This is a genomic window from Klebsiella sp. 141153, from assembly GCF_032601995.1.
GTDB lineage: Bacteria > Pseudomonadota > Gammaproteobacteria > Enterobacterales > Enterobacteriaceae > Klebsiella > Klebsiella aerogenes.
In genome coordinates this window covers 24,797-48,085 of sequence record NZ_JAQIRJ010000012.1, presented here as the reverse complement: position 1 = coordinate 48,085, position 23,289 = coordinate 24,797, and the positions used below count along the sequence as shown (strand labels likewise).

The 23,289-nt window shown below is 57.5% G+C and carries 21 protein-coding genes; 12 read left to right on the top strand and 9 right to left on the bottom strand.

Annotation, left to right across the window (positions count from 1 at the left end):
* Position 1 precedes the first annotated feature (1 nt).
* The 6 genes from sapD to PGS10_RS20455 form a co-directional block, all read right to left on the bottom strand.
* A complete protein-coding gene (gene sapD, locus PGS10_RS20480; protein ID WP_015366243.1) occupies positions 2–994 on the bottom strand; it encodes a putrescine export ABC transporter ATP-binding protein SapD in 993 nt (330 codons plus the stop codon).
* Positions 994–1,884 carry a putrescine export ABC transporter permease SapC gene (gene sapC, locus PGS10_RS20475; protein ID WP_020078584.1) on the bottom strand — a complete coding sequence of 297 codons (891 nt, stop codon included), beginning with the start codon at positions 1,882–1,884 and terminating at the stop codon, positions 994–996. The genes sapD and sapC overlap by 1 nt, the downstream gene beginning before the upstream one ends.
* Positions 1,871–2,836, bottom strand: coding sequence for a putrescine export ABC transporter permease SapB (sapB, locus tag PGS10_RS20470; protein ID WP_020078599.1), 966 nt, complete (start codon positions 2,834–2,836; stop codon positions 1,871–1,873). The genes sapC and sapB overlap by 14 nt, the downstream gene beginning before the upstream one ends.
* Positions 2,833–4,485, bottom strand: coding sequence for an ABC transporter substrate-binding protein SapA (gene sapA, locus PGS10_RS20465; protein ID WP_045393130.1), 1,653 nt, complete (start codon positions 4,483–4,485; stop codon positions 2,833–2,835). The genes sapB and sapA overlap by 4 nt, the downstream gene beginning before the upstream one ends.
* Positions 4,486–4,723: 238 nt before the next feature.
* Positions 4,724–5,008, bottom strand: coding sequence for a hypothetical protein (locus tag PGS10_RS20460; protein WP_047067096.1), 285 nt, complete (start codon positions 5,006–5,008; stop codon positions 4,724–4,726).
* A 124-nt stretch (positions 5,009–5,132) separates the two neighbouring features.
* Positions 5,133–7,430: a helix-turn-helix domain-containing protein gene (locus PGS10_RS20455; RefSeq protein ID WP_316423405.1), complete on the bottom strand. Its 2,298-nt coding sequence runs from the start codon at positions 7,428–7,430 to the stop codon at positions 5,133–5,135.
* Positions 7,431–7,601: 171 nt separating this feature from the next.
* On the opposite strand from PGS10_RS20455, the gene PGS10_RS20450 reads away from it, so the two are divergent.
* Complete coding sequence (locus PGS10_RS20450; RefSeq protein WP_316423404.1) at positions 7,602–8,771, top strand: M20 aminoacylase family protein; 1,170 nt, start codon at positions 7,602–7,604, stop codon at positions 8,769–8,771.
* A gap of 25 nt (positions 8,772–8,796) precedes the next feature.
* Positions 8,797–10,188, top strand: coding sequence for an MFS transporter (locus PGS10_RS20445; RefSeq protein WP_316423403.1), 1,392 nt, complete (start codon positions 8,797–8,799; stop codon positions 10,186–10,188).
* On the opposite strand, the gene pspF is transcribed toward PGS10_RS20445, so the two are convergent.
* A complete protein-coding gene (pspF, locus tag PGS10_RS20440) occupies positions 10,179–11,165 on the bottom strand; it encodes a phage shock protein operon transcriptional activator (RefSeq protein ID WP_316423402.1) in 987 nt (328 codons plus the stop codon). The two genes, PGS10_RS20445 and pspF, sit on opposite strands and share 10 nt — an antisense overlap.
* Positions 11,166–11,317: 152 nt before the next feature.
* Here pspF and pspA point away from each other — a divergent pair, with 152 nt between their 5' ends.
* The 8 genes from pspA to PGS10_RS20400 all read left to right on the top strand — a co-directional run bounded on the left by pspA (position 11,318) and on the right by PGS10_RS20400 (position 19,164).
* Positions 11,318–11,986, top strand: a complete 669-nt coding sequence (gene pspA, locus PGS10_RS20435; protein WP_015366272.1) for a phage shock protein PspA — start codon at positions 11,318–11,320, stop codon at positions 11,984–11,986.
* Between the two features lie 55 nt (positions 11,987–12,041).
* Positions 12,042–12,266 carry an envelope stress response membrane protein PspB gene (gene pspB, locus PGS10_RS20430; RefSeq protein ID WP_045393114.1) on the top strand — a complete coding sequence of 75 codons (225 nt, stop codon included), beginning with the start codon at positions 12,042–12,044 and terminating at the stop codon, positions 12,264–12,266.
* On the top strand, positions 12,266–12,625 hold the full coding sequence (pspC, locus tag PGS10_RS20425; protein WP_015366274.1) for an envelope stress response membrane protein PspC: 360 nt from the start codon (positions 12,266–12,268) through the stop codon (positions 12,623–12,625). Before pspB ends, pspC begins: the two co-directional genes overlap by 1 nt.
* 30 nt (positions 12,626–12,655) lie before the next feature.
* On the top strand, positions 12,656–12,874 hold the full coding sequence (pspD, locus tag PGS10_RS20420; RefSeq protein ID WP_047078486.1) for a phage shock protein PspD: 219 nt from the start codon (positions 12,656–12,658) through the stop codon (positions 12,872–12,874).
* Between the two features lie 105 nt (positions 12,875–12,979).
* Positions 12,980–14,377: a YcjX family protein gene (locus PGS10_RS20415; RefSeq protein WP_316423401.1), complete on the top strand. Its 1,398-nt coding sequence runs from the start codon at positions 12,980–12,982 to the stop codon at positions 14,375–14,377.
* Entirely contained in the window at positions 14,374–15,435 is a 1,062-nt protein-coding gene (locus PGS10_RS20410; RefSeq protein ID WP_316423400.1) for a TIGR01620 family protein, read from the top strand. Before PGS10_RS20415 ends, PGS10_RS20410 begins: the two co-directional genes overlap by 4 nt.
* A gap of 1,014 nt (positions 15,436–16,449) precedes the next feature.
* Entirely contained in the window at positions 16,450–17,991 is a 1,542-nt protein-coding gene (gene tyrR / locus PGS10_RS20405; protein ID WP_063416260.1) for a transcriptional regulator TyrR, read from the top strand.
* Between the two features lie 135 nt (positions 17,992–18,126).
* Positions 18,127–19,164 carry an AbrB family transcriptional regulator gene (locus PGS10_RS20400; RefSeq protein ID WP_047047297.1) on the top strand — a complete coding sequence of 346 codons (1,038 nt, stop codon included), beginning with the start codon at positions 18,127–18,129 and terminating at the stop codon, positions 19,162–19,164.
* A 28-nt stretch (positions 19,165–19,192) separates the two neighbouring features.
* On the opposite strand, the gene tpx is transcribed toward PGS10_RS20400, so the two are convergent.
* Positions 19,193–19,699, bottom strand: coding sequence for a thiol peroxidase (gene tpx, locus PGS10_RS20395; RefSeq protein WP_015366280.1), 507 nt, complete (start codon positions 19,697–19,699; stop codon positions 19,193–19,195).
* Between the two features lie 102 nt (positions 19,700–19,801).
* Here tpx and ycjG point away from each other — a divergent pair, with 102 nt between their 5' ends.
* Positions 19,802–20,767: an L-Ala-D/L-Glu epimerase gene (gene ycjG, locus PGS10_RS20390; protein ID WP_045393093.1), complete on the top strand. Its 966-nt coding sequence runs from the start codon at positions 19,802–19,804 to the stop codon at positions 20,765–20,767.
* On the opposite strand, the gene mpaA is transcribed toward ycjG, so the two are convergent.
* Positions 20,758–21,471: a murein tripeptide amidase MpaA gene (mpaA, locus tag PGS10_RS20385; RefSeq protein WP_015366282.1), complete on the bottom strand. Its 714-nt coding sequence runs from the start codon at positions 21,469–21,471 to the stop codon at positions 20,758–20,760. The two genes, ycjG and mpaA, sit on opposite strands and share 10 nt — an antisense overlap.
* A 188-nt stretch (positions 21,472–21,659) precedes the next feature.
* On the opposite strand from mpaA, the gene PGS10_RS20375 reads away from it, so the two are divergent.
* Positions 21,660–23,276, top strand: a complete 1,617-nt coding sequence (locus tag PGS10_RS20375) for a peptide ABC transporter substrate-binding protein (protein ID WP_045374631.1) — start codon at positions 21,660–21,662, stop codon at positions 23,274–23,276.
* Positions 23,277–23,289 lie beyond the last annotated feature (13 nt).

Below are 23,289 nucleotides of genomic sequence, written 5' to 3'. Positions count from 1 at the left end.
TTCACTCTTTCTCCATGTTCAGCGGGAAATGACAGGCGTACAGATGATTACGCGCGCCGGTCAAACGCGGCGTGACGATACACTCGCGTTGAGCATAGGGACAGCGCGGCCCCAGTCGACAACCGATGGGCAGCTGTTCCAGCAGCGGAATGGCGCCGGGCAGGGTATTCAGCCGGCTTTTATGCGGCATTGAGCTGCCGAAGTCCGGGATCGCACGAATCAGCGCCTGCGTGTAGGGGTGATGAGGGATGGTCACCAGCTCTTCGCTCGGGGCGGTTTCCACCGTCTGCCCGCAATACATGACGTTAATTTTATCCGCCCATTTGCTGAGCATCTGCATATCGTGACTGATCAGCAAAATGGTGGTGTTGTTATTCTGGTTGAGCCGGGTCAACAGGCGAATAATTTGCGCCTGGGTGGTTGGCTCCATGGCGTTAGTGGGTTCATCAGCAATCAGCAGCCGCGGCTGGTTGGCAAGCGCGATGGCAATCATAACCTTCTGACATTCGCCGTCGGTCAGTTCGTAGGGGAAGCTGCGCATAATATCTTTGTGGTCTTTAATCCCCACCCGGTGCAGCAGTTCGATAGCGCGGCGCTTGCGCCAGCCAAAGCGTTGCCACCAGTGGCCTTTAAAGGTCCAGCCGGGGATATTTTGCATCAACTGCAGACCGATACGCTCGGAAGGGTCGAGGCAAGACTGCGGCTCCTGAAAGATCATTGACACGTTGTGGCCAATCAGTTTGCGGCGCTCGCGGTTAGACAGGCGCAGCAGATCGATATCATCAAAACGCATACGGTCGGCGGTAACCCGCCAGTTGTCTTTGGTGACGCCGCAAATCGCCTTGGCGATCAAGCTTTTGCCGGAGCCAGACTCACCGACCAGACCACGGACTTCACCTTCAGCCAGCGTCAGGCTGACCCGGTCGACGGCCTTTACCCAACCCTCGTTGGTTTTAAACTCAATGGTGAGATTACGAATATCCAGTAACGGCATTATTGAACCCCGGCAATAATTGCGCGGCGAATACCGTCGCCCAGCAGATTGATGAGCAGTACGCTTATCATGATGGCCGCGCCCGGCAGCATAACCGTCCAGGGAGCGACGTAAATCAGTTCCAGCGCGTCGCCGAGCATGGCGCCCCATTCCGGAGACGGTAGCTGGGCGCCGAGGTCGAGAAAACCGAGTGCGGCAATGTCGAGGATCGCCATTGACAGCGCGCGGGTAATTTCGGTGACCAGCCCGGCGGTAATATTAGGCAGAACCGCAAACCAGAGAATATTGAGCGTGGAAGCGCCGTCGAGGCGGGCGGCAATCACGTACTCTTTTTCCAGTTCATCGTGCACCATGCTATAGACCGAACGCACCATGCGCGGCAGCAGCGCCAGCCAGACGGCGAACATTGCATGGCTCAGATGCGGCCCGGCGAAAGCGACGACGATAATCGCCAATAGCAGCGAGGGGATCGACAGCAGAGTGTCGAGGATGTGGTTCATTATCGCTGAACGCAAACCATGGGTGGAGCCGGCAATGACGCCAAGCACCAGGCCGAACAGTGCGGCGCCGAGCGTGACCACAAAGGCGCCGCCAACGGTCGGCGCCGCGCCGCTGAGCAAGCGGCTCAGAACGTCGCGGCCGAGATCGTCGGTACCGAGGAAGAACGACACTTCGCCGTAGCGCGACCACGAGGGCGGCAGCAGCTGGTAGCCGAGGAACTGCTGATCGATGCCATAAGGCGCGAACCAGCCGCCGAATACGCACAGCAGCACCAGCGCGCCGCAGCCGTATAAACCAATCATCGCGGTGGTATCGCCGTAGAATTTACGCCATACGGTGCGCAATGCGCCGGGCGGGCGCTTTTCAAGATAGACGCTATCGTAGGGCATACCATTCCTTATGTTTCAGTGGGTTAGCCATGGCTCCTAAAATATCCGAGATGACGTTGACGATAATGACCAGCGCGCCGATTACCATCACTCCGGCGGAAATCGCCGCGTAATCCTGTTGGCGGATAGCGTTGATCAGCCAGCGCCCCAGACCCGGCCAGCTGAAGACCATTTCGGTAATCATCGCCAGCGTTAGCATGGTGGAAAACTGCAGCCCCAGGCGTGGGATCACCGGCGGCAGGGCATTGTGCAACACGTGACGATGCAGGATTGTCCGTCGGGTGACGCCGCGTGTCGCCGCCGCTTTAACATAGTTAGTATCGTAGACTTCGCTGGTGCTGATGCGCATCAGGCGGATCACTTCGGTGGTCGGCGCGACGGCCAGGGTCAACACCGGCAGCACCATATGCCGCGCGGCGCTGACGATCATCTCATGGCGCCACGGCGAATCAGAGAGCCAGGCGTCGATGAGGGCGAAACCGGTCACCGTCTTCACTTCGTATAATAAGTCAAAGCGACCGGATACCGGGAACCAGCCCAGCGTCAGCGAGAAGAACAGGGTAAACAGTAATGCCAGCCAGAATACCGGAATAGAGAACCCCACCAGCGCCAGGGCGCTAATGAGCGTGTCCGGCCACTTATTACGCATGATCCCGGCAATCATTCCCACGGGAATGCCGACCAGCAGCGCAAAACCAAATGCCAGAATGCACAGCTCCATTGTGGCCGGGAAGACCACTTTCAGCTGTTCGGAAATCAGTTGGCCATTGATGCTGGAGACGCCAAAGTCCCAGTGCAGCACCCCTTTGAACCAAAACAGCCAGGCATTCCACAGCGATGCACCCTGCAGCGGCGCGTGCGGCGTGAAATAGCTGAGGCTAAAGCCGATAAAGGTGAGGAAAAACAGCGTCACAAGTAACAGCAGCAGGCGGCGCAGGGTAAAAATAATCATGGTTTTTTCACCTCTTCTTTTTCGCGCGACACGCCTGCGAAGGAGGCGTTGCCAAACGGACTCAGCACCAGTCCTTTCATATCATAACGATAAGCCTGCAGCCGCAGCGAAGAGGCCAGCGGCAGCACCGGCAGTTCGCGGGCGAGAATATGCTGTGCCTCTTTATAGGCTTCGATGCGCGAGGCCAGCTGCTGAGAAATCAGCGCTTTTTGTAACACCTCATCAAACTCGCGGTTGCACCAGTGGGCGAGGTTGGTCTGCGAACCAATCGCCGCGCAGCTCAACAGCGGGCGGAAGAAACTATCCGGGTCATTACTGTCGGTGGCCCAGCCGGAAAGCGTCAAATCGTGGCTCATGTCCATCAAACGTGCCTCCTGGAAGCGGCCTTCAACAGGAATAATAATCACTTTTACACCCACCTGCGCCATATCCGCCTGTATCAACTCGGCGGTTTTCAATGGGCTGGGGTTCCACGCCTGAGAACTGGTCGGCACCCACAGTTTTAAGGTCAAATTACTCAAGCCCAGCGCCTGCAGGCGACGACGCGCCTCCGCGGGGTTGTATTCGGTGATTTTAGCGTCGTTGTCGTAGGCCCACGAGGCGCGCGGCAGCATTGAAGCCGCGGTTTCCGCGGTGCCGTAGTAGATCGATTGCATCAGCCGCTGGTTGTTGATCGCCAGCGCCAGCGCGTGGCGAACTTCCGGGTTATCCAGCGGCGGTTTGGCGGTGTTGAAAGCCAGCCAGGCGATATTCATACCCGGGCGCAGCGTCAGACGCAGGCGCGGATCGTCGCGCAGGATGGTGAGCTGGCTGGCGGCCGGCCAGGCGAGCACATCGCATTCGCCGGTCAGCAGTTTTGACAGCCGGCCGGTGCCGCCGGAACCGAGATCCACCACCACCTGCGGCATCAATGGCTTGCCGCGCCAGTAGGCCGCGTGGCGCTGCAGGCGGATGTACTGCCCGGTACGATACTCTTCTAGCTTGAACGGACCGGTACCGACGGGCTGGCGGTCGAGTTGTTCTTCGCGATCGCTTTTGGTCAGCTGCGCGGCATACTCTGCGGACATGACCGAAGCATAGTGCGTCGCCAGGTGCCACAGGAAAGAGGCGTCGGGACGTTTCAGGCGAAACTCGACGGTATGGTTATCCAGTTTCCGAACGCTTTCTACGGTGTCGGCGAACTGCAGACTATCGAAATAGGGGAAGCTACTGCCGTTGACGCTGTGCCACGGGTCGTCACGGTTAAAGATGCGCCCGAAGGTGAATATGACATCATCAGCGTTAAAAGCGCGGGTCGGTTTAAACCAGTCGGTGGTCTGGAACTGGACCTTATCGCGCAGATGGAAGCGGTAGGTGGCGCCGTTATCAAGCACTTCCCAGCTTTCCGCCAGTTCAGGCACCAGACGGTAGGTATAAGGGTCGACGTCGAGCAGGCGATCGTAGATCTGGGCGGCGAGGGTGTCGACAATCAGGCCGCTGCTGACTTTTTGCGGGTTAAAGGTATTTACCTGCCCGCTGACGCAATAGACAAATCCGCTATCGCGGATATCGGCATTAGCTGGCAGCGCCGGAGTCGGGGCCGGCGCGGCAAAAGCCTGCCCGCACAGCATCGAGGCTGCCGCTAAAAGAGAGGACAATTTCAGGCGCATATTTTCTTTTTGATCATAGAGCAGAGCTCTATCTTATTAATATTAAATGACATTTACCACCACCTTTACGACATCGAGGGGGATAATGCGGTCACCGGCAGCGCATGTTGTCCAGCCAGTTGGTCAAAATAGTGTCGGAACTAAACCTGTATTATCAAACATGGTATCTTTTTATTGCCAATTTCTCCAGTTAGCCATCTGCAGGCGTTCTGGTGTCGGCGCGGGTGGGCTGTGGGGATCAGAGCGGAAGGAGCTGATTATAGCGGGCAATATAATCTTTTGGCGTGATCTCCAGTTCTCCGCCATCGCGATGGATGGCGACGAAAGTACGCAGCACCAGTCCGCTTTTACGCTCTGATATTTCCCAGCCTTGTTCATTGTAGGCATCACGGGTGGAACGCACGCAGAGATCCGAGAAAATCATCATTAATGAGAGGGCTGGCGCATGATGATTTTTCATGGTGTGGATCAAACTGGCATGGGCGGCATAGCGGGTGAGCGTATGAGAATTAACCGGAATCACGTGAATTTTCAATCCATTGAATGATATTGCCGTCGATGATAATTCACATTAAGACATCTTACCAGTTACATATTATTAACTCTCCGCGTTTTCATATGTGAATTAATAGTGACGTTGTCACTTTTCAATCCTCCAGCGGTGTGAATTCATATAACGCCAGCGCATTGCTCTGCAGTGAATCCACCCGTAGCCAGCCATCATCCAGTTGTTCCTCATGCACGCTCAGCGCCGGACGGGCGTGGTGCTGGAGCCAGCGATAATCTTCTTCGTCAGGGCCGCTGCGGCTACGAAATGCCTCAAATAGCGGGAATAGCGCGCCATGGTGCTGATCGAACAGATGCTGTTTGATGCGCCAGCGTCCCTTCAGCCCTGCAAGCCGCAGGGTATAGGGCTGGCGAAAACGCTGAGTAAAGGCCTCTTCGCTCGACAGCCAGGGGTTGAAAATCACCGTATTGCGCAGTAGCAACTGGTAGTGTCCGTTATGGCGCAATAACAACAGGTTTTTGTCATTGATTAAGACTTCGCCGCGTAGACGCCGCCACAGCCATAATACCCAGTACACCGGGCGCGGCAGACCATGCAGGTAGTGCAGCGCCAGGCTGGAGGTGTCGAGTTTACCGTTGTCCCGCGCTTCCCCCTGAAGACCTGAATTAAGCCAGAAGCCGGCCAGCCACACCCGATCGGCAATGCCCAACAGGTTATCCATCAACAGCGCGCCGCGGAAAAAACGCCCGTTGGTATCGCGGGTATCGCCGGTTAGGGTATTCCACGATAGCAGCCACAGCGGTAACGAGAGCTGCCGTTGCCGTAGGGCATGATGGATTTGGCGTAATTTTTGTCGTGGATAGTCTTCGCTGGCGGATAGTTTGCTGCTATCGGCCTGCGCCAGGTCAAGCAGTTCGTTGGCATCCGCCTGGCAGGCGAGAAAGTCGGCCTCGCTGAGCAGCGGGGAAGACAGGAGCGGATCGTCGCCAATACCGCTTTGCGGGAAACGATGCCAGATACCCATTTGCGGTTGTTGCAAGGTGGACGCGAGCACTTCTCGCTGTTGTCGCCAGGCCAGCTGTCGCGCCGCTTCACTGGCCTGCGGCGACCAGTGCCAGACAAAGCGCCAGCTCGCGAGCGTTGCGGGTGGAAAGTGATTGGCGGCGAGTTGCAGAAAACGCTGTAATAAATCGCAGCGGGTGGTTAAGCCGGTATGTAGCAGCACCGTCCAGCCTTTCTGCGCCAGCCAGCTAAACAGCTGCTGAAGATTGTACCAACAGGCATAGCCTGCGAGCGTCGGGTCGTCCCAGCCCTCGCCAAACAAGCGACTGCTGAGAAACGGATCGTGAATATCGATGCCGTAAACGGGTAGCGTCTGCTGCAGTTGCTCCAGCTCGCGTCGCACATCTTCGCGGAGTAAATCATCGAGTTCACGGACGGTAACGATGGTTCGGGTATGGCGTAATACCGGCGCGCGCGCTGGCAGCTGGCGGATATCCACCAGCCGTGTCTGACGCGGGTTGAGCAGCAGCGGCGGCGTATCATCGCTGCTTTTTTCCGCCTCGTTAAGACGGGCGTAAAGCCTCTCGACCGCGACCGGGCGCCAGATTTCGCTGGCGTTCGCTCGTGGACGAGCGCTGGACTGCGGCTGCTGCTGGCGAAATTGTCGCGGCGTGATGCCGTGCTGGCGCTTAAACAGATCGCTCATGATGCGGGTACTGGCGAAGCCGTTATCCTGTGCCACCTGCTGAACCGAGCGGCGGGTAGTCAGCAGTTGCTCGGCGGCTTTGCCGAGACGCAGGGCGGTAATGTACTGAACGAAGCTAATGCCGACCTCTTTATGGAACAGGCGCGAAAGCCAGGCCTCAGAGACAAATTCGGCGGCAGCCAGTTCCTGCAGCGAGATCCTCCGCTGATAGTTGGCTTCGATGCGCGCTATCACGTTGGTAATTCGTCGGCTCCAGGTCTCGGCGCCGCGGCGCAGGCTGGGCACGATAGGTTGGGTAAAACGGGTTGCCAGCAGCAGGGCAATTTCACTCAGCCAACGGTTGGCCTCCAAGCGGTAGCGCGACTGATGATTGACCAGCCCGGCTACCAGCAACTGGCGCATCAGCTGGCGTAGATTATCTGTGGCATCCCTGGTTTCGCTGCTAACCCGATAATCACTGGCAAAAAAATCGCTATCAAGGCGGGTGAGCCAACCGGCGGCAAGGTTGAGGATCATGACCGCATTGGCCTCTTCGCCGGTAATCTGCCAGCGCTGGCGGCGGTTAATAATCGCCAGTTCATCAACCCGCATCGGTTGCGACGATTCGCCGAGTTGCAACGTTGCGCTACCTTCCAGCAGCCATAGCAGCGTTAATCCGTCGTTTTCCGGCGGGCTGAAATGGCGAATATCGCGAACCGTGAGGCTGAAATCGCCGAGATGATGTTCCATGCGCCGCTCCTTAAAAGACAAAAAATAGCAGGCTGTTTTTTGTCATAACAGAATTGTATAGAAAATAGTCATTGATATTTCGTCAATATAAAACAAAAAAAGTCATTTTAAAGCCGGGTGGGGCGCATAAACTCGAAAGTGTCGTACAAACACAACACAGGAATAATAAAAATGACACATCCACTGATTGAATCCTTGCAAGTTAATGAAGCGCAGTTTGTGGCGTTACGTCGCCGCTTCCACCAACAGCCCGAGATTGGCTTTGAAGAACATAAAACCAGCGATGAAGTCGCCCGGTTGCTTACTGAGTGGGGTTATGAAGTGCATCGCGGCCTCGCCGGTACCGGCTTGGTCGGGACGCTGAAAGTCGGCAGCGGCGAAAAACGTCTGGGATTGCGCGCGGATATGGATGCACTGCCGATGCAGGAAATGAGCGGTAAAGCATGGGCAAGCCAGGTCGACGGGCGTTTTCACGGCTGCGGCCATGACGGTCACACCACCACGCTACTGTATGCGGCGGAATATCTGGCGCGCACGCGTCAGTTTAACGGTACGCTGCATTTAATTTTCCAACCGGCGGAAGAGCTGCTGTACGGCGGACGGGTGATGGTCGAAGATGGCCTGTTCACGAAATTCCCCTGTGACGCCATCTTTGGCCTGCATAACATGCCGGGCCAGAAACTGGGCAAAATCGGCCTGCGCGACGGCGCGATGATGGCCTCTTCCGATACGCTGCATATCGAGGTGAAGGGCATTGGCGGCCATGGCGCGGTGCCGGAACATACCGTCGATGCGACGCTGGTGGCCTGCCACATTACTCTCGCGCTGCAATCAATCGTTTCACGCAACATCACGCCATTTGAACCCGCGGTAGTCACCGTCGGCAGCATTCAGGCGGGCCATGCGCCGAACATCATCAACGATAAGGTATTGATGAAGCTAACCGTACGTACCCTTAACCAGCAGGTGCGCGAGACGGTGCTGCAGCGTATTCACGACATCGCGGTCGCTCAGGCGGAAAGTTTTAACGCCAGCGCTACCTTAACCCACGTCAACGGCAGCCCGGTATTGCGTAACGATCCGGCGGCTAATGAGCTGGTCCGTGAAGTGGCGACCACGCTGTTTGGCAAAGAACAGGTTGGTACCGTGAATCCATTTATGGGCAGCGAAGATTTCGCCTTCATGCTGGAGAGCAATCCCAACGGCTGCTATTTCACTATCGGCGCGGGTGATGAAGCCGACCGCTGCATGGTGCATAACCCAGGGTACGATTTTAACGATCAAATCCTGCTTACCGGCGCGGCGCTGTGGTGCGGCCTGACGGAACGCTATCTGCGTTAACCTATCGCGACGGGGGGACCCGATTATGAGTTCTGTATCGTTAAGCGAATCTCAGTTCGTCGGTAGCGATCGCCTGCTGGCGGGTATTGTGCTCAGCGTGCTGACGTTCTGGCTGTTTGCGCAATCGGTTATCAATGTTGTTCCGGCGATGAAAAGCAGCCTCGATATTTCACTGGAGACGCTAACCCTGGTGGTGAGTCTCAGCGCCTTATTCAGCGGCTGTTTTGTGGTGGCCAGCGGCGGGCTGGCGGATAAATTCGGCAGGGTGCGGATGACCTATCTCGGCCTGGCGCTGAGTATTATCGGTAGCGCATTTCTGGCGGCGTCGCAGGGACCGGGGCTATTTATCACCGGCCGTATCCTGCAAGGGCTCTCGGCGGCCTGCATTATGCCGGCGACGCTGGCGCTGATTAAAACCTGGTATGAAGGCAAAGCGCGGCAGCGGGCGGTGAGTTTCTGGGTCATTGGTTCCTGGGGCGGCAGCGGGCTTTGCTCGTTTGTCGGCGGCGCGATTGCTACCGGTCTTGGCTGGCGGTGGATCTTCGTGTTCTCGATTGCGGTGGCGCTGCTGGCGTTGCTGCTACTGCGTGGCACCCCGGAGAGCCGCAGCGCCAGCGCCGATCGGCATAAGCTGGATGTGGGCGGATTATTAAGCCTGATCGCGTCGCTGGTGCTGCTTAATCTGTTTATCAGCAAGGGTCATCAATGGGGCTGGAGTAGTGGTTTATCGCTGTCGATGCTGTGCGGCGCGGTGCTGGCGGCAGCAGTATTTATCCGCAGCGGCCTGCGTAAAGGTGAAGCGGCACTGATCGACTTCGCTTTATTTCGCAACCGAGCCTACGGCGCGGCGGTGCTATCGAACTTTATGCTCAACGGCGCTATCGGCACCATGATGATTACCAGCATCTGGCTGCAACAGGGGCATCATCTCAGTCCGCTGGAAACCGGCATGATGACGCTGGGCTATCTGGTGACGGTACTGGCGATGATCCGCGTCGGGGAAAAGCTGCTCCAGCGCTATGGCGCACGGCTGCCGATGATGACCGGGCCGGTCTTTACCGCCATCGGCATTTTGCTGATCTCCTGTACCTTCCTCGATAAGTCGCTCTATATCGGGACCGTCTTCTTCAGCAATATCCTGTTTGGTCTCGGGCTCGGTTGTTACGCCACGCCATCGACCGACACCGCCGTCGCCAATGCGCCGGAGAATAAAATTGGCGTCGCGTCAGGGGTGTATAAGATGGGAAGCTCGCTTGGCGGCGCGATGGGTATTGCCGTGACAGCGTCACTTTTTGCGCTATTCCTGCCGTTGGGGATGGCCAGCGCCGCGCAGTACGCGCTGTGGTTTAACGCCGCGCTGTGTTTAGGCTCAATGCTGGTCAGCGCGGCGATGCTGCCGCGCGTCGCTCATAGATGATGCTTCTTCAGTAATGCGCGTAGCTGGTGGTAGGTAAGCCCCAGCAGCTCAGCCGCCTGCTTTTGATTGTACTTCGCCTGCTGCAGGCTTGACTGCAGCAGGCTTTTTTCTTGCTCCAGCTGAAAGGCGCGCAGGTCCAGTGGTAGTTTGGGAAGCGCAGATTCATCGCCTGGAGCAGGCGCTGGGGCCGCGCGGCGAAATGGGTTGATAATGATATTATCCAGCTCGCTATCACTGCTGCCGTGGCGGTAAACCGAGCGTTCAACCACGTTTTTCAGCTCACGAATATTGCCCGGCCAGCGGTATGCGAGCAGCGTGTCGACGGCTCGCTCGCTAAAGCCGGGAAACAGAGGAAGCCCCAGTTCGCGGCACATCTGAATAGCAAACTGGTTGGCAAGCAGCATGATGTCGCTTTGGCGCTCGCGCAATGGCGGTAGTTGCACGACATCAAACGCCAGCCGGTCGAGCAGGTCAGCGCGAAAATGGCCTTCTTCCACCATTTTAGGTAAATCCGCGTTGGTGGCGCACACCAGCCGTACGTTAACCTGCAGCGGTTGGCTGCCGCCGACGCGTTCCAGTTCGCCGTATTCAATTACCCGCAGCAATTTTTCCTGCACCAGCATCGGAGCGGTGGCTAGCTCATCGAGAAACAGCGTGCCGCCGTCAGCACGTTCAAAGCGCCCCGGATGCCGTTTGCTGGCGCCGGTAAAGGCGCCGGCTTCATGACCAAACAATTCGGAATCGAGAAGGTTTTCATTCAGCGCCGCGCAGTTGAGCGAAATAAACGGCCCCTGCCAGCGCGAAGAGAGAAAGTGCAGACGGTTGGCAATAAGTTCTTTCCCGGTGCCGCGCTCGCCGATCACCAGCACCGGTTTATCCAGCGGCGCCAGCTGCGAGACCTGCTCGAGCACCTCCAGAAAGCTGTTGGCCTCGCCAAGCAGGTTATCCTTGTATTCCGCCATGATGAATTTCGCCATTAAGTAGTGTGATTCGCCAACTCACTGTAGCAAGCAGGCGACCATATCTCAACCACCTTGTTTAAAATCAATAAGATAAAAATTTGGCACGCCATTTGTATTAACTACTGCACAGGCCGCTGCCTGCTATCAGAACTATGAGGATTGAAATTATGGGTATTTTTTCTCGCTTTGCCGACATCGTGAACGCCAACATCAACTCTCTGCTGGAGAAAGCGGAGGATCCGCAGAAGCTGGTCCGTCTGATGATTCAGGAGATGGAAGATACATTGGTTGAAGTGCGTTCTACCTCCGCCCGCGCGCTGGCGGAAAAGAAACAGCTGACCCGCCGTATCGAACAGGCGCAGGCGCAGCAGGTGGAATGGCAAGAAAAGGCCGAGCTGGCCCTGCGTAAAGAGAAAGAAGATCTGGCGCGTGCGGCGCTGATCGAAAAACAGAAGCTGACTGACCTTATCGGCAGCCTGGAACACGAAGCGCAACTGGTGGATGAAACCCTGGCGCGGATGAAAAAAGAGATTGGCGAGCTGGAGAATAAGCTCAGCGAAACCCGCGCTCGTCAGCAGGCGCTGATGCTGCGTCATCAGGCGGCCAGCTCTTCGCGTGATGTTCGCCGCCAGCTGGATAGCGGTAAAATGGATGAAGCGATGGCGCGTTTTGAGTCTTTCGAACGCCGTATTGACCAAATGGAAGCCGAGGCGGAGAGCCATCGTTTTGGCAAACAACAATCGCTGGATCAGCAGTTTGCCGAGCTGAAAGCGGATGATGAAATCAGCGAGCAACTGGCGGCGCTGAAAGCCAAAATGAATCAGAATAACCAGTAATGCATATTGCGCGGCGCGGTGTTGCGCCGCGGCTCACCACCTGTAAGGAGTACACATGAGCATGCTTTTTCTTGCCATCCCGCTCACGCTGTTTGTGCTGTTCGTGTTGCCGGTCTGGTTATGGCTGCACTACAACAATCGCTCGGCGGACGGGGCATTAACCCAGAACGAACAGCAGCGCCTGCTGCAGCTGACCGATGAGGCGAAACGGATGCGCGAGCGTATTCAGGCGCTGGAAGCGATCCTTGATGCGGAACATCCGAACTGGAGAGACAAATAATGGCCGGATTGGATTTTAATAAAAAACTGTGGCGCATTCCGCAGCGCGGCATGGTGAAAGGGGTCTGCGCCGGTATCGCGCAGCACCTGGATGTGCCGGTGAAGCTGGTGCGTTTGATAACCGTACTGGCGATGATTTTTGGCCTGTTCTTTTTTGTGCTGGTGGCCTACATCATTCTCACTTTCGCGCTGGATCCGATACCGGATAGCGAACTGTACGGCGAGAAAGGGCCAAGCAATGGCGATTTACTGGCCGCCGTGGATGCCGAACTGGCTTCCGGCGAACAGCGCCTGCGTGATATGGAGCGTTATATCACCTCCGATACCTTCACGCTGCGCAGCCGTTTTCGTCAGCTGTAAAATTTTTCCATGTAACCAACGAGGCAACGCATGAATATGAAATGGCAACAGGCAGGGCAAAAAGTGAAACCGGGTCTTAAGATCGCCGGTAAGCTGGTGCTACTGACCGTGCTGCGATACGGCCCGGCGGGCGTTGCCGGTTGGGCGGTGAAATCGGTGGCGCGTCGGCCGCTGAAAATGTTGCTGGCGGTAGCGCTTGAGCCGCTGCTCAGTCGGCTGGCCAATCGTTTTGCCCGCGGCATGAAATAATTCCTCAGGGGGAGGAATACCGGCGCGCTTTATATTGGCCCTGATTATCCCCATCTATTTAGCTTATCATTAAACGACATTCCTTCTGGGCATAACGGACTGGCGATGAAGCGACTCAAAACTGAATTCAATGCGCTGGTCAACCGCGGGGTTGACCGGCATTTACGTCTTGCCGTGACCGGGCTAAGCCGCAGCGGCAAAACGGCTTTTATCACCGCGATGGTCAATCAACTGCTGAATATCCACGCCGGGGCGCGGTTGCCGCTGCTGAGCGCGGCGCGTGAAGAACGTCTGTTGGGCGTGAAACGGGTTCCGCAGCGTGATTTCGGTATTCCGCGTTTTACCTATGATGAAGGCCTGGCACAGCTTTATGGCCAGCCCCCGGCCTGGCCGACGCCGACCCGTGGGGTGAGCGAAATTCGTCTTGCGCTGCGCTATCGCTCCAACGACTCTCTGCTACGTCATTTCAAAGACACTTCAACGCTGTATCTGGAAATCGTGGATTATCCGGGAGAATGGCTGCTCGACCTGCCGATGCTGGCGCAGGATTATTTAAGCTGGTCGCGGCAGATGACCGGGCTTTTACAGGGGCAGCGCGGAGAGTGGTCTGCCCGCTGGCGGCAGCTGTGTGATGGGCTCGATCCGCTGGCGCCCGCCGACGAAACCCGTCTGGCGGAGATCGCCGCCGCCTGGACCGATTATCTGCACGCCTGCAAGCGCGAGGGGTTGCACTTTATTCAGCCGGGGCGGTTTGTGCTTCCCGGCGACATGGCGGGCGCGCCGGCGCTGCAGTTCTTCCCCTGGCCGGATGTCGATGCGATTGGCGAAGCCAGACTGGCGCAGGCTGATAAACACACCAATGCCGGGATGCTGCGCGAGCGTTTCAAATACTACTGCGAGAAAGTGGTGAAAGGCTTTTATAAAGATCACTTCCTGCGCTTTGACCGCCAGATTGTACTGGTGGACTGTCTGCAGCCATTAAACAGCGGGCCGCAGGCGTTTAATGATATGCGCCTGGCGCTGACCCAGTTGATGCAAAGCTTCCATTACGGCCAGCGAACGCTGTTCCGCCGCCTGTTTTCACCGGTTATCGACAAGCTACTGTTTGCCGCCACCAAAGCCGATCACGTGACCGTCGATCAGCATGGCAACATGGTGTCGCTACTTCAGCAACTGATTCAGGACGCCTGGCAGAATGCCGCCTTTGAGGGCATCAGCATGGATTGTCTGGGGCTGGCGTCAATTCAGGCCACCCAGGGCGGGCTTATCGAGGTTAACGGCGAGAAGATCCCGGCGCTGCGCGGCGATCGTCTGAGCGATGGGCAGCCGCTCACCATTTTCCCGGGCGAGGTGCCGGCGCGGCTGCCGGGTCAGGCCTTCTGGGAACAGCAGGGCTTCCAGTTTGAGAACTTCCGCCCGAAAGCGATGGATGTCGATAAACCGCTGCCGCATATTCGCCTCGACGCGGCGCTGGAATTTTTGATTGGAGATAAATTGCGATGAGCGAGCCGATAAAACCGCGGATCGATTTCGATGGCCCTTTGGAAACGGAAAAGAGCCAGACCTTAAAATCGGCCCGCGCCTTTGACGCGGCGGATGCGCAAACCTTCTCTCCGATGCTGCCTGAAAGGGTCGCTGAAGAAGAGGGGGCCGCCGAAGCGGTGGTGGAATCGGTACTGCGCCCGAAACGCAGTCTGTGGCGGCGGATGGTTAGCGCCGGGCTGGCGATTTTTGGCATTAGCGTGGTGGCGCAGGGCGTGCAGTGGACGGTGACGGCCTGGCAGACCCAGGACTGGATTGCGCTCGGCGGCTGTGCGGCCGGGGCGTTGATTGTCGGCGCGGGCGTGGGCTCGGTGGCGACCGAATGGCGTCGCCTGTGGCGTTTGCGCCAGCGTGCGCACGAACGCGATGAAGCGCGGGATCTGATGCATAGCCACGCGGTGGGCAAAGGGCGCGCGTTCTGTGAGAAGCTGGCGCAGCAGGCCGGGCTGGATCAATCGCATCCGGCGCTGCAGCGCTGGTATGCGGCCATCCATGAAACGCAAAACGATCGCGAAGTGGTGAGCCTGTACGCGCAACTGGTACAGCCGGTGCTGGACGCACAGGCGCGGCGGGAAATCAGCCGCTCGGCGGCGGAATCGACGCTGATGATCGCCGTCAGCCCGCTGGCGCTGGTCGATATGGCGTTTATCGCCTGGCGTAACCTGCGGTTGATTAACCGTATCGCCACTCTCTACGGTATTGAACTCGGCTATTATAGCCGCCTGCGTTTATTCCGCCTGGTGTTGTTGAATATCGCCTTTGCCGGCGCCAGCGAACTGGTGCGCGAAGTCGGAATGGACTGGATGTCGCAGGATCTGGCGGCCCGCCTGTCGGCGCGCGCCGCCCAGGGTATCGGTGCCGGCTTGTTGACCGCCCGTCTGGGGATTAAGGCGATGGAGCTGTGCCGTCCGCTGCCGTGGATCGCGGATGATAAACCGCGGCTCGGCGATTTCCGCCGCGAGCTGATCGGCCAGTTGAAAGAGACGCTGCAGAAAAGCAAAACCGGCGCGGAGAAATAACGCCGGCAAGCGTAAATGCCGGGTGGCGGCTGCGCCTTACCCGGCCTACGGTTCGTGCGGCCTGTCATTAATTTATTCACCACGCTGGATCCCCCGGTGGCGCTGCCGCTTACCGGGGGATCCAGCGCTTTGCGATTTGGTAGCCCGGAGAAGGCGCAACGCGCCGCCTCCGGGAAAACCCCTTAAAAAAGTGGTAAACCGATAACAGTATCTACGGTCCGTGCGGCCTGCCTTTAATTTATTCACCATGCTGACTGAAACTGCCGGTGTTGGTGGCCTCAAAATCGCTGAGACGTTCCCGGCAGGCCGGGGCAGCCCGAATGGATGCGGGCTGAGGGCCGTGATTTGCAAGGACGCTGCCTCGGCCCGACCCGAAGCCTGCCGGGATAAGTCGAAGGTACCACGAAGTGGCGATTTTGGCGGCCAGAGCCCGGGAGTACAGAGGGCGGCGGCGACTGGCCGCCCTCTGTGCGCTCCCTGCGCCACGGAAAACATGTCGCAGAAAAATTAACCAGGAGCGCAAGATACTCTGGAGCGAAACGAGATAAACGCTTTTCTCAAGCTAAAAGGTTGCAAACCGATAACAGTATCTACGGTTCGTGCGACCTGCCGTTAATTTATTCACCACGCTGGATCCCCCGGTGGCGCTGCCGCTTACCGGGGCTACAGCGCTTTGCGATTTGGTAGCCCGGAGAAGGCGCAACGCGCCGCCTCCGGGAAAAAACCTAGCGACCAGCGCCCTCTGTGCCATGAGAGCCATAACGCAGAAGAAATATCGGGAGCGCAATGTGCTCTGAATTAACACAACGCATATGCTTTCCTGGACCAAACGATACGCTGCGTCTGCTGTAATTGATGAAATCCTTTAAACAGTTTACTGTTGCCCGCATAACTTTACGGCATAAAGCCCATTTTTCCGCCATACTGTCAATAATTGTTGACAGCTATCTTCACGTAAGCCCATATCTGTCCTATCATTCATCCGTCATTGGCCTTTTTAGGGTGAAAACTCCTATGCGTCTGGAAGTCTTTTGTCAGGACCGTCTTGGTCTGACCCGTGAATTACTCGATTTGCTGGTGCTGCGCGGTATTGACCTGCGCGGTATCGATATCGACCCGATTGGCCGAATCTACCTTAATTTCGCCGAGCTGGAGTTCGCCAGTTTCAGCAGTTTAATGGCGGAAATCCGCCGTATCTCCGGCGTAACCGATGTACGTACCGTGGCGTGGATGCCGTCAGAACGGGAACATCTGGCGCTGAGCGCGCTGCTGGTGGCAATGCCGGAACCGGTGCTGTCGCTGGATGCCAAAGGCAAAGTAGAGCTTGCCAACCCGGCCAGCTGCCAGCTGTTTGGTCAAACCCAGGCCCGCTTACGCAGCCATCCGGTGGCGCAGCTCATTACTGATTTCAACCTGCAGCGCTGGCTGGAAGGCAATCCGCTGGAGTCGCATACCGAGCATGTGGTCGTTAATGGCCAAAACTTTATGCTGGAAGTAACGCCGGTGTATCTGGAAGGCGAACACGCCGAACGCGTGCTGACCGGCGCCGTGGTGATGTTACGCTCCACCGTACGTATGGGGCGTCAACTGCAAACGCTGACGACCCAGGATACCAGCGCCTTTAGCCAGATCCTCGCCGTTGGGCCGAAAATGCGCCACGTCGTCGAACAGGCCCGCAAGCTGGCGATGCTTAGCGCCCCGTTGCTGATTGTCGGCGATACCGGTACCGGTAAAGATTTGCTGGCCCATGCCTGCCATCTGGCCAGCCCGCGCGCGAACAAACCGTATCTGGCGTTGAACTGCGGTTCGATTCCGGAAAACGCGGTGGAGAGCGAGCTGTTCGGCGATGCGTCGCAGGGGAAGAAAGGTTTCTTTGAGCAGGCCAACGGCGGCTCTGTGCTGCTGGATGAGATCGGCGAAATGTCGCCGGCCATGCAAACGAAGCTGTTGCGCTTTCTCAACGATGGCACTTTCCGTCGCGTCGGTGAAGATCACGAAGTGCATGTCGATGTCCGGGTTATCTGCGCGACGCAAAAAAATCTCGTCGAACTGGTGCAGAAAGGGCTGTTCCGCGAAGATCTTTATTATCGTCTGAATGTGTTGACGCTGAACCTGCCGCCGCTGCGTGATTGTCCGCAGGACATCATGCCGCTCACCGAACTGTTCGTCGCGCGCTTTGCCGATGAGCAGGGCATCCCGCGGCCCAAACTCTCTGCCGACCTTAATACCGTGTTGACCCGCTATAGCTGGCCGGGCAACGTGCGTCAGTTGAAAAACGCAGTGTACCGGGCGTTAACCCAGCTTGATGGCTTCGAACTGCGCCCGCAGGATATCCTGTTGCCAGATCACGATGTGTCCTCGCTGCCGGTTGGCGAAGAGGCGATGGAAGGATCGCTCGACGATATTACCCGCCGCTTTGAGCGTTCGGTATTGACGCAGTTGTATCGCAGTTTCCCCAGCACGCGTAAATTAGCCAAACGTCTCGGCGTTTCGCATACCGCGATTGCTAACAAGCTGCGCGAGTATGGTCTGAGCCAGAAGAAGGGCGACGAGTAAGTCACAGGTTGCGGCCGGCTCGGCGCGGCCGCAATTAACTGCGTTTTTTTAGCGATATTTCTGTATATACTTATTTTATTATTCTTTTTTCCGGGAAGGTGACGGTTGGTGCTGCAACGGGATTGGCCTCAGTGGATGATATTACTGGTACTCTCCGCCGTGCTCTCCTTTGTGCTGTTCCGCTTTCATCTCCCTGCCGCGCCGCTGCTTGGCCCACTGATCGCCGGAATAATCCTCAGCCTGCGCGGCGCCACGATTCGTCTCCCTCGTCCCTTCTTTATCGCCGCTCAGGCTATCATCGGCTGCATGATCGCCCGTGCGCTCACGCCGTCTATTTTCGGCGTTCTGGCCGCCAACTGGGCGCTGGTGTTGATTATCCTCTTTTCCACGCTAGCCATCAGCGCGCTGACCGGCTGGCTGCTGGTGCGCTACAGTTCGCTACCCGGAGCAACCGGCGCGTGGGGAAGCTCGCCGGGTGGCGCATCGGCGATGGTGGTGATGGCGCAGGAGTATGGAGCCGATGTTCGGCTGGTGGCTCTGATGCAGTATCTGCGGGTGCTCTTTGTGGTCGGCGCGGCGGTGATGGTGGTGCGTTTGGCGCTTGGCGGCGAGGCGCAGGAGATGACCCAGCATATCGTCTGGTTCCCGCCGCTGACTTTTAATCTACCGTTAACGCTGCTATTGACCGCGGTCGCCGGTTGGTTGGGGTTACGTTTACGCATCCCGTCCGGGGCAATGTTATTACCGATGCTGGCCGGCGCGTTGGCGCAGGGCGAGGGCATGCTGTTGCTGGAGCTACCGGAATGGTTACTGGTGCTGGCGTATACCGCGCTCGGCTGGACGGTTGGCCTGCAGTTTAATCGCGAGATTTTTCTGCTGGCGTTGAAGACGCTACCGCAAATCATCGCCGCCATCGTTGGCTTGATCGCGCTGTGCGCGCTGATGGCTTTAGCGTTAACGCACCTGCTGCCGCTGGATTTTCTCACCGCCTATCTGGCGACCAGCCCCGGCGGCCTGGATACGGTAGCGATAATCGCCGTCGGGACCCGGGCGGATATGTCTTTTATCATGGCGATGCAAACGCTGCGCCTGTTTACCATATTGCTCACCGGCCCGGCCACCGCGCGGTTGATTTCGCGCTATGCGCCGCGCAAAGAAAAAAGCCTCCGTTGAAGGAGGCTTGATAACAGAAGGAGGGCGATTACGCTTTCAGCGCAGCCAGCGCCGCATCGTAATCCGGCTCTTCGGTGATTTCGTTAACCAGTTGGCTGTAAACCACCTGGTCGTTTTCATCGATAACGACGACTGCACGTGCTGCCAGACCAGCCAGCGGGCCTGCGGAGATAGCAACGCCATAATCTGCCAGGAACTGCGGCGCGCGCAGGGTGGACAGGGTGACCACATTGCTCAGGCCTTCTGCGCCGCAGAAACGGGACTGCGCGAACGGCAGGTCAGCGGAGATGCACAGCACCACGGTGTTGTTCAGCTCAGAAGCCAGTTGGTTGAATTTGCGAACCGATGCCGCGCAGACGCCGGTATCGATGCTTGGGAAAATATTCAGTACTTTACGTTTACCAGCGTATTGGCTCAGCGTGACGTCAGAGAGATCTTTGGCGACCAGCGTAAACGGCTGCGCCTTCGCGCCAGCCTGCGGAATGGAGCCCTGAACGGACACTGGGTTACCCTGGAAATGTACGGTTTGCGACATGGTTATCTTCCTGTTTACATATAGTTAACGTCGTAGTTAGTGTATGACATCAGCCAGCAACACGGCAAACTCTATTTAACATTTACCTAAGAGGCCCAGGGAATGCGCAACCTTCGAGTTTTTGAAGAATCATGGCCGCTACACACGCCGTTTGTTATTTCTCGCGGCAGCCGCAGCGAGGCCAAAGTTGTCGTGGTGGAAATAGAAGAGGATGGGGTAAAAGGGGCCGGAGAATGTACGCCTTATCCGCGCTACGGTGAGAGCATCGCCTCGGTGATGGCGCAGATTATGGCAATCGGCGAGCAGCTTGAGCGCGGCGCTACCCGCGAGCAGGTGCAACAGCTACTGCCGGCAGGAGCCGCGCGCAACGCCGTCGACTGTGCGCTGTGGGATCTGGAGGCGCGCCGCGCGGGGAAAACGTTGCCGCAGCTGCTTGGCGTCAATCTGCCGCGCGAAGTGGTGACGGCGCAAACCGTGGTAATCGGCACGCCGGAACAGATGGCGGCCAGCGCCGCCGCGCTGTGGGAGAAAGGCGCGCGGCTGCTGAAGGTCAAGCTCGACGATCATTTGATTAGCGAGCGGCTGGTTGCTATTCGCGACGCGGTGCCGCAGGCGACCTTGATCGTGGATGCTAACGAAGCGTGGCGTGGCGAGGGTCTGGCGGCTCGCTGCCAGCTGCTGGCCGATCTTGGCGTGGCGATGCTGGAGCAGCCGTTGCCGGCCGGCGCGGATGAGGCGTTGGAAAACTTTATTCATCCGCTGCCGATCTGCGCCGATGAGAGCTGTCATACGCGGGAAAGCCTGCCGGCGCTGGCGGGCCGCTACGAAATGGTCAACATTAAGTTGGATAAAACCGGTGGTTTGACCGAGGCATTGCTATTGGCGCAGGAGGCTGAACGGCTGGGCTATACGCGGATGCTGGGCTGTATGCTTTGTACTTCACGGGCCATTTCCGCCGCGCTGCCGCTGGCGCCGTTGGCCCGTTTCGCGGACCTTGATGGACCGACCTGGCTGGCGGTGGATGTCGAGCCGGCGCTGCAGTTCAGCACCGGCCTGCTTCATCTGTGAGTGTGCCAGTGCAGTAAATCGGTCATCGCCGCGAGGTACTTTTCTGTGGCTTCGTCGGCGGAGACCGGCGGGAATTCGGCGGTAATGCACGGTAGGCCGATATCGGCGCACCAGCTGCCGAAAGAGCCTGGCGTTTCGTAACCGACGCTGCCCACCAGCGGTAAATTAAAGGCCCCGGCAAGCCATTGTCCAAGCTCGCTGTGGCCGGGGTCTTCAATGCAGGCTAGCGGATCGTGGAAGGAGACCACCCACGCCGGGTGGATCTGGTGGATCAGCTGGCACAGCGCCTGGGTTTCGGGTTCCGAACCTGGCTTTTCACCGGTCAGCAGCACTACATCGCGCTCTTCCGCGGCGCTATTCCAGCGATACACCGTTTCTCCCGCCTTCCAGTTAGCGGCCGGAAAGTTACGGTTGAGATCGATGCCGCGGGCGTTGGCGCGTAGCCCTAACTGACAGCCATCGGGGTTGACTGTGAGAACGACATGATGGCGGCGTAGCTCCGGTTTCAGCGTGCGCAACGCGCAGGAGAGGGTGACGATCGACGAGTTTTCGTCGCCGTGCGTGCCGGCGATAATCAGACCGCTGCGGCTATCGGCCAGCGGAGCGGGGAACCACAGCAGCGGCGCGCCGAGATGCGACTGGCCGTAGCGTTGCGTGCCTGGCGGGAAAGCGCCGCGCAAGGGGCGAGGGCGTGAAACGGGCATAGGGTATCCTGTCATCAGGTTATTGTTAGCAGTGTTGTAGAAAAGCGCCCCGGAATCAAATAGTTTCCATGGTTGGCGAAAAAACTCGTCATGTCAATTTTCTATCATAAGCCGTTTGCAATTTCAGCTGGGGAAACAAATAATTATCGCTCTGCCAGCACTGGTTTGTTCATTTAAAAGGGGATCTCATGAAGTATCCTGTCACATTGACATGCGGCGCGCTGTGGTTAGCCAGCGTTTCTTCTCTTGCCTGGGCGGCTGACGTGCCTCCGGGAACCGTATTAGCTGAAAAACAGCAGCTGGTACGCCATATCAAAGACGAGCCCGCTTCATTAGATCCCGCTAAAGCCGTCGGCCTGCCGGAAATTCAGGTTATCCGCGATCTGTTCGAAGGGCTGGTGAACCAGGATGCGAAGGGCAATATCATCCCTGGTGTGGCGACCCGCTGGCAGAGCAACGATAACCGCGTCTGGACCTTTACCCTGCGCGATAATGCGCGCTGGTCCGACGGCACTCCGGTGACGGCGCAGGATTTCGTCTATAGCTGGCAGCGGCTGGTCGATCCGAAAACCACCTCGCCATTTGCCTGGTTTGCCGCCTTAGCGGGTATCAGTAATGCGCAAAATATTATTGATGGTAAAGCGGCGCCAGACACCCTCGGGGTGACGGCGGTAGATGCCCACACGCTGCGCGTGCAGTTGGATAAACCGCTGCCGTGGTTCAGCAACCTGACCGCCAGCTTTGCGTTCTACCCGGTGCAGAAAGCCAACGTTGAAAGCGGCGCTAACTGGACGCGCCCGGGCAGCCTTATCGGCAACGGCGCCTATGTGCTGAAAGACCGGGTGGTGAATGAGAAACTGGTTGTCGTGCCGAATACACAGTACTGGGATAACGCCAAAACGGTGATTAAGCAGGTGACTTTCGTGCCGATTAACCAGGAATCCTCGGCGACCAAACGCTATCTGGCGGGGGATATTGATATCACCGAATCCTTCCCGAAAAATATGTATCAGAAGCTGCTGAAGGATATTCCCGGACAGGTCTACACGCCGCCGCAGTTAGGTACCTATTATTACGCCTTCAATACGCAGAAAGGGCCAACCGCCGATGAGCGCGTGCGCCTGGCGTTAAGCATGACTATCGACCGGCGGATTATGGCGGAGAAGATCCTCGGCACCGGCGAGAAACCGGCCTGGCGATTCACCCCTGATGTCACCGCAGGCTTTACTCCGCAGCCTTCGCAGTTTGAAAGTATGAGCCAGGCCGAGCTTAATGCCCAGGCTAAAGCGCTGCTATCGGCGGCAGGATATGGCCCGGACCGTCCGCTGAAGCTGACGCTGCTGTACAACACGTCGGAAAATCACCAAAAGATCGCCATCGCCGTGGCGTCAATGTGGAAGAAAAACCTCGGTGTCGACGTGAAACTGCAAAACCAGGAGTGGAAGACCTACATCGATAGTCGTAATACCGGTAATTTCGACGTTATCCGCGCGTCGTGGGTAGGGGACTACAACGAGCCGTCGACCTTCCTGTCGCTACTCACTTCTACTCATAGCGGTAATATCTCGCGGTTTAACGATCCGGCATACGATAAGATCCTCGCTCAGGCGGCGCAGGAAACCTCGGAAAAAGCGCGTAACGATGATTACAATGCGGCAGAGAAAATCATCATGGCCAAAGCGCCTATTGCGCCGATTTATCAGTATACCAATGGCCGCCTGATCAAGCCGTGGTTAAAAGGATACCCGATCACCAATCCGGAAGACGTGGCCTACAGCCGCACGATGTATATTGTGAAGCATTAATCAGTACCGGTTG

Excerpts from the sequence above, each read along its gene's own strand:
- sapD (WP_015366243.1), bottom strand. The coding sequence starts at position 994 with ATGCCGTTACTGGATATTCGTAATCTCACCATTGAGTTTAAAACCAAC.
- sapC (WP_020078584.1), bottom strand. The coding sequence starts at position 1,884 with ATGCCCTACGATAGCGTCTATCTTGAAAAGCGCCCGCCCGGCGCATTG.
- sapB (WP_020078599.1), bottom strand. The coding sequence starts at position 2,836 with ATGATTATTTTTACCCTGCGCCGCCTGCTGCTGTTACTTGTGACGCTG.
- sapA (WP_045393130.1), bottom strand. The coding sequence starts at position 4,485 with ATGCGCCTGAAATTGTCCTCTCTTTTAGCGGCAGCCTCGATGCTGTGC.
- PGS10_RS20455 (WP_316423405.1), bottom strand. The coding sequence starts at position 7,430 with ATGGAACATCATCTCGGCGATTTCAGCCTCACGGTTCGCGATATTCGC.
- PGS10_RS20450 (WP_316423404.1), top strand. The coding sequence starts at position 7,602 with ATGACACATCCACTGATTGAATCCTTGCAAGTTAATGAAGCGCAGTTT.
- PGS10_RS20445 (WP_316423403.1), top strand. The coding sequence starts at position 8,797 with ATGAGTTCTGTATCGTTAAGCGAATCTCAGTTCGTCGGTAGCGATCGC.
- pspF (WP_316423402.1), bottom strand. The coding sequence starts at position 11,165 with ATGGCGAAATTCATCATGGCGGAATACAAGGATAACCTGCTTGGCGAG.
- pspA (WP_015366272.1), top strand. The coding sequence starts at position 11,318 with ATGGGTATTTTTTCTCGCTTTGCCGACATCGTGAACGCCAACATCAAC.
- pspB (WP_045393114.1), top strand. The coding sequence starts at position 12,042 with ATGAGCATGCTTTTTCTTGCCATCCCGCTCACGCTGTTTGTGCTGTTC.
- pspC (WP_015366274.1), top strand. The coding sequence starts at position 12,266 with ATGGCCGGATTGGATTTTAATAAAAAACTGTGGCGCATTCCGCAGCGC.
- pspD (WP_047078486.1), top strand. The coding sequence starts at position 12,656 with ATGAATATGAAATGGCAACAGGCAGGGCAAAAAGTGAAACCGGGTCTT.
- PGS10_RS20415 (WP_316423401.1), top strand. The coding sequence starts at position 12,980 with ATGAAGCGACTCAAAACTGAATTCAATGCGCTGGTCAACCGCGGGGTT.
- PGS10_RS20410 (WP_316423400.1), top strand. The coding sequence starts at position 14,374 with ATGAGCGAGCCGATAAAACCGCGGATCGATTTCGATGGCCCTTTGGAA.
- tyrR (WP_063416260.1), top strand. The coding sequence starts at position 16,450 with ATGCGTCTGGAAGTCTTTTGTCAGGACCGTCTTGGTCTGACCCGTGAA.
- PGS10_RS20400 (WP_047047297.1), top strand. The coding sequence starts at position 18,127 with ATGATATTACTGGTACTCTCCGCCGTGCTCTCCTTTGTGCTGTTCCGC.
- tpx (WP_015366280.1), bottom strand. The coding sequence starts at position 19,699 with ATGTCGCAAACCGTACATTTCCAGGGTAACCCAGTGTCCGTTCAGGGC.
- ycjG (WP_045393093.1), top strand. The coding sequence starts at position 19,802 with ATGCGCAACCTTCGAGTTTTTGAAGAATCATGGCCGCTACACACGCCG.
- mpaA (WP_015366282.1), bottom strand. The coding sequence starts at position 21,471 with ATGCCCGTTTCACGCCCTCGCCCCTTGCGCGGCGCTTTCCCGCCAGGC.
- PGS10_RS20375 (WP_045374631.1), top strand. The coding sequence starts at position 21,660 with ATGAAGTATCCTGTCACATTGACATGCGGCGCGCTGTGGTTAGCCAGC.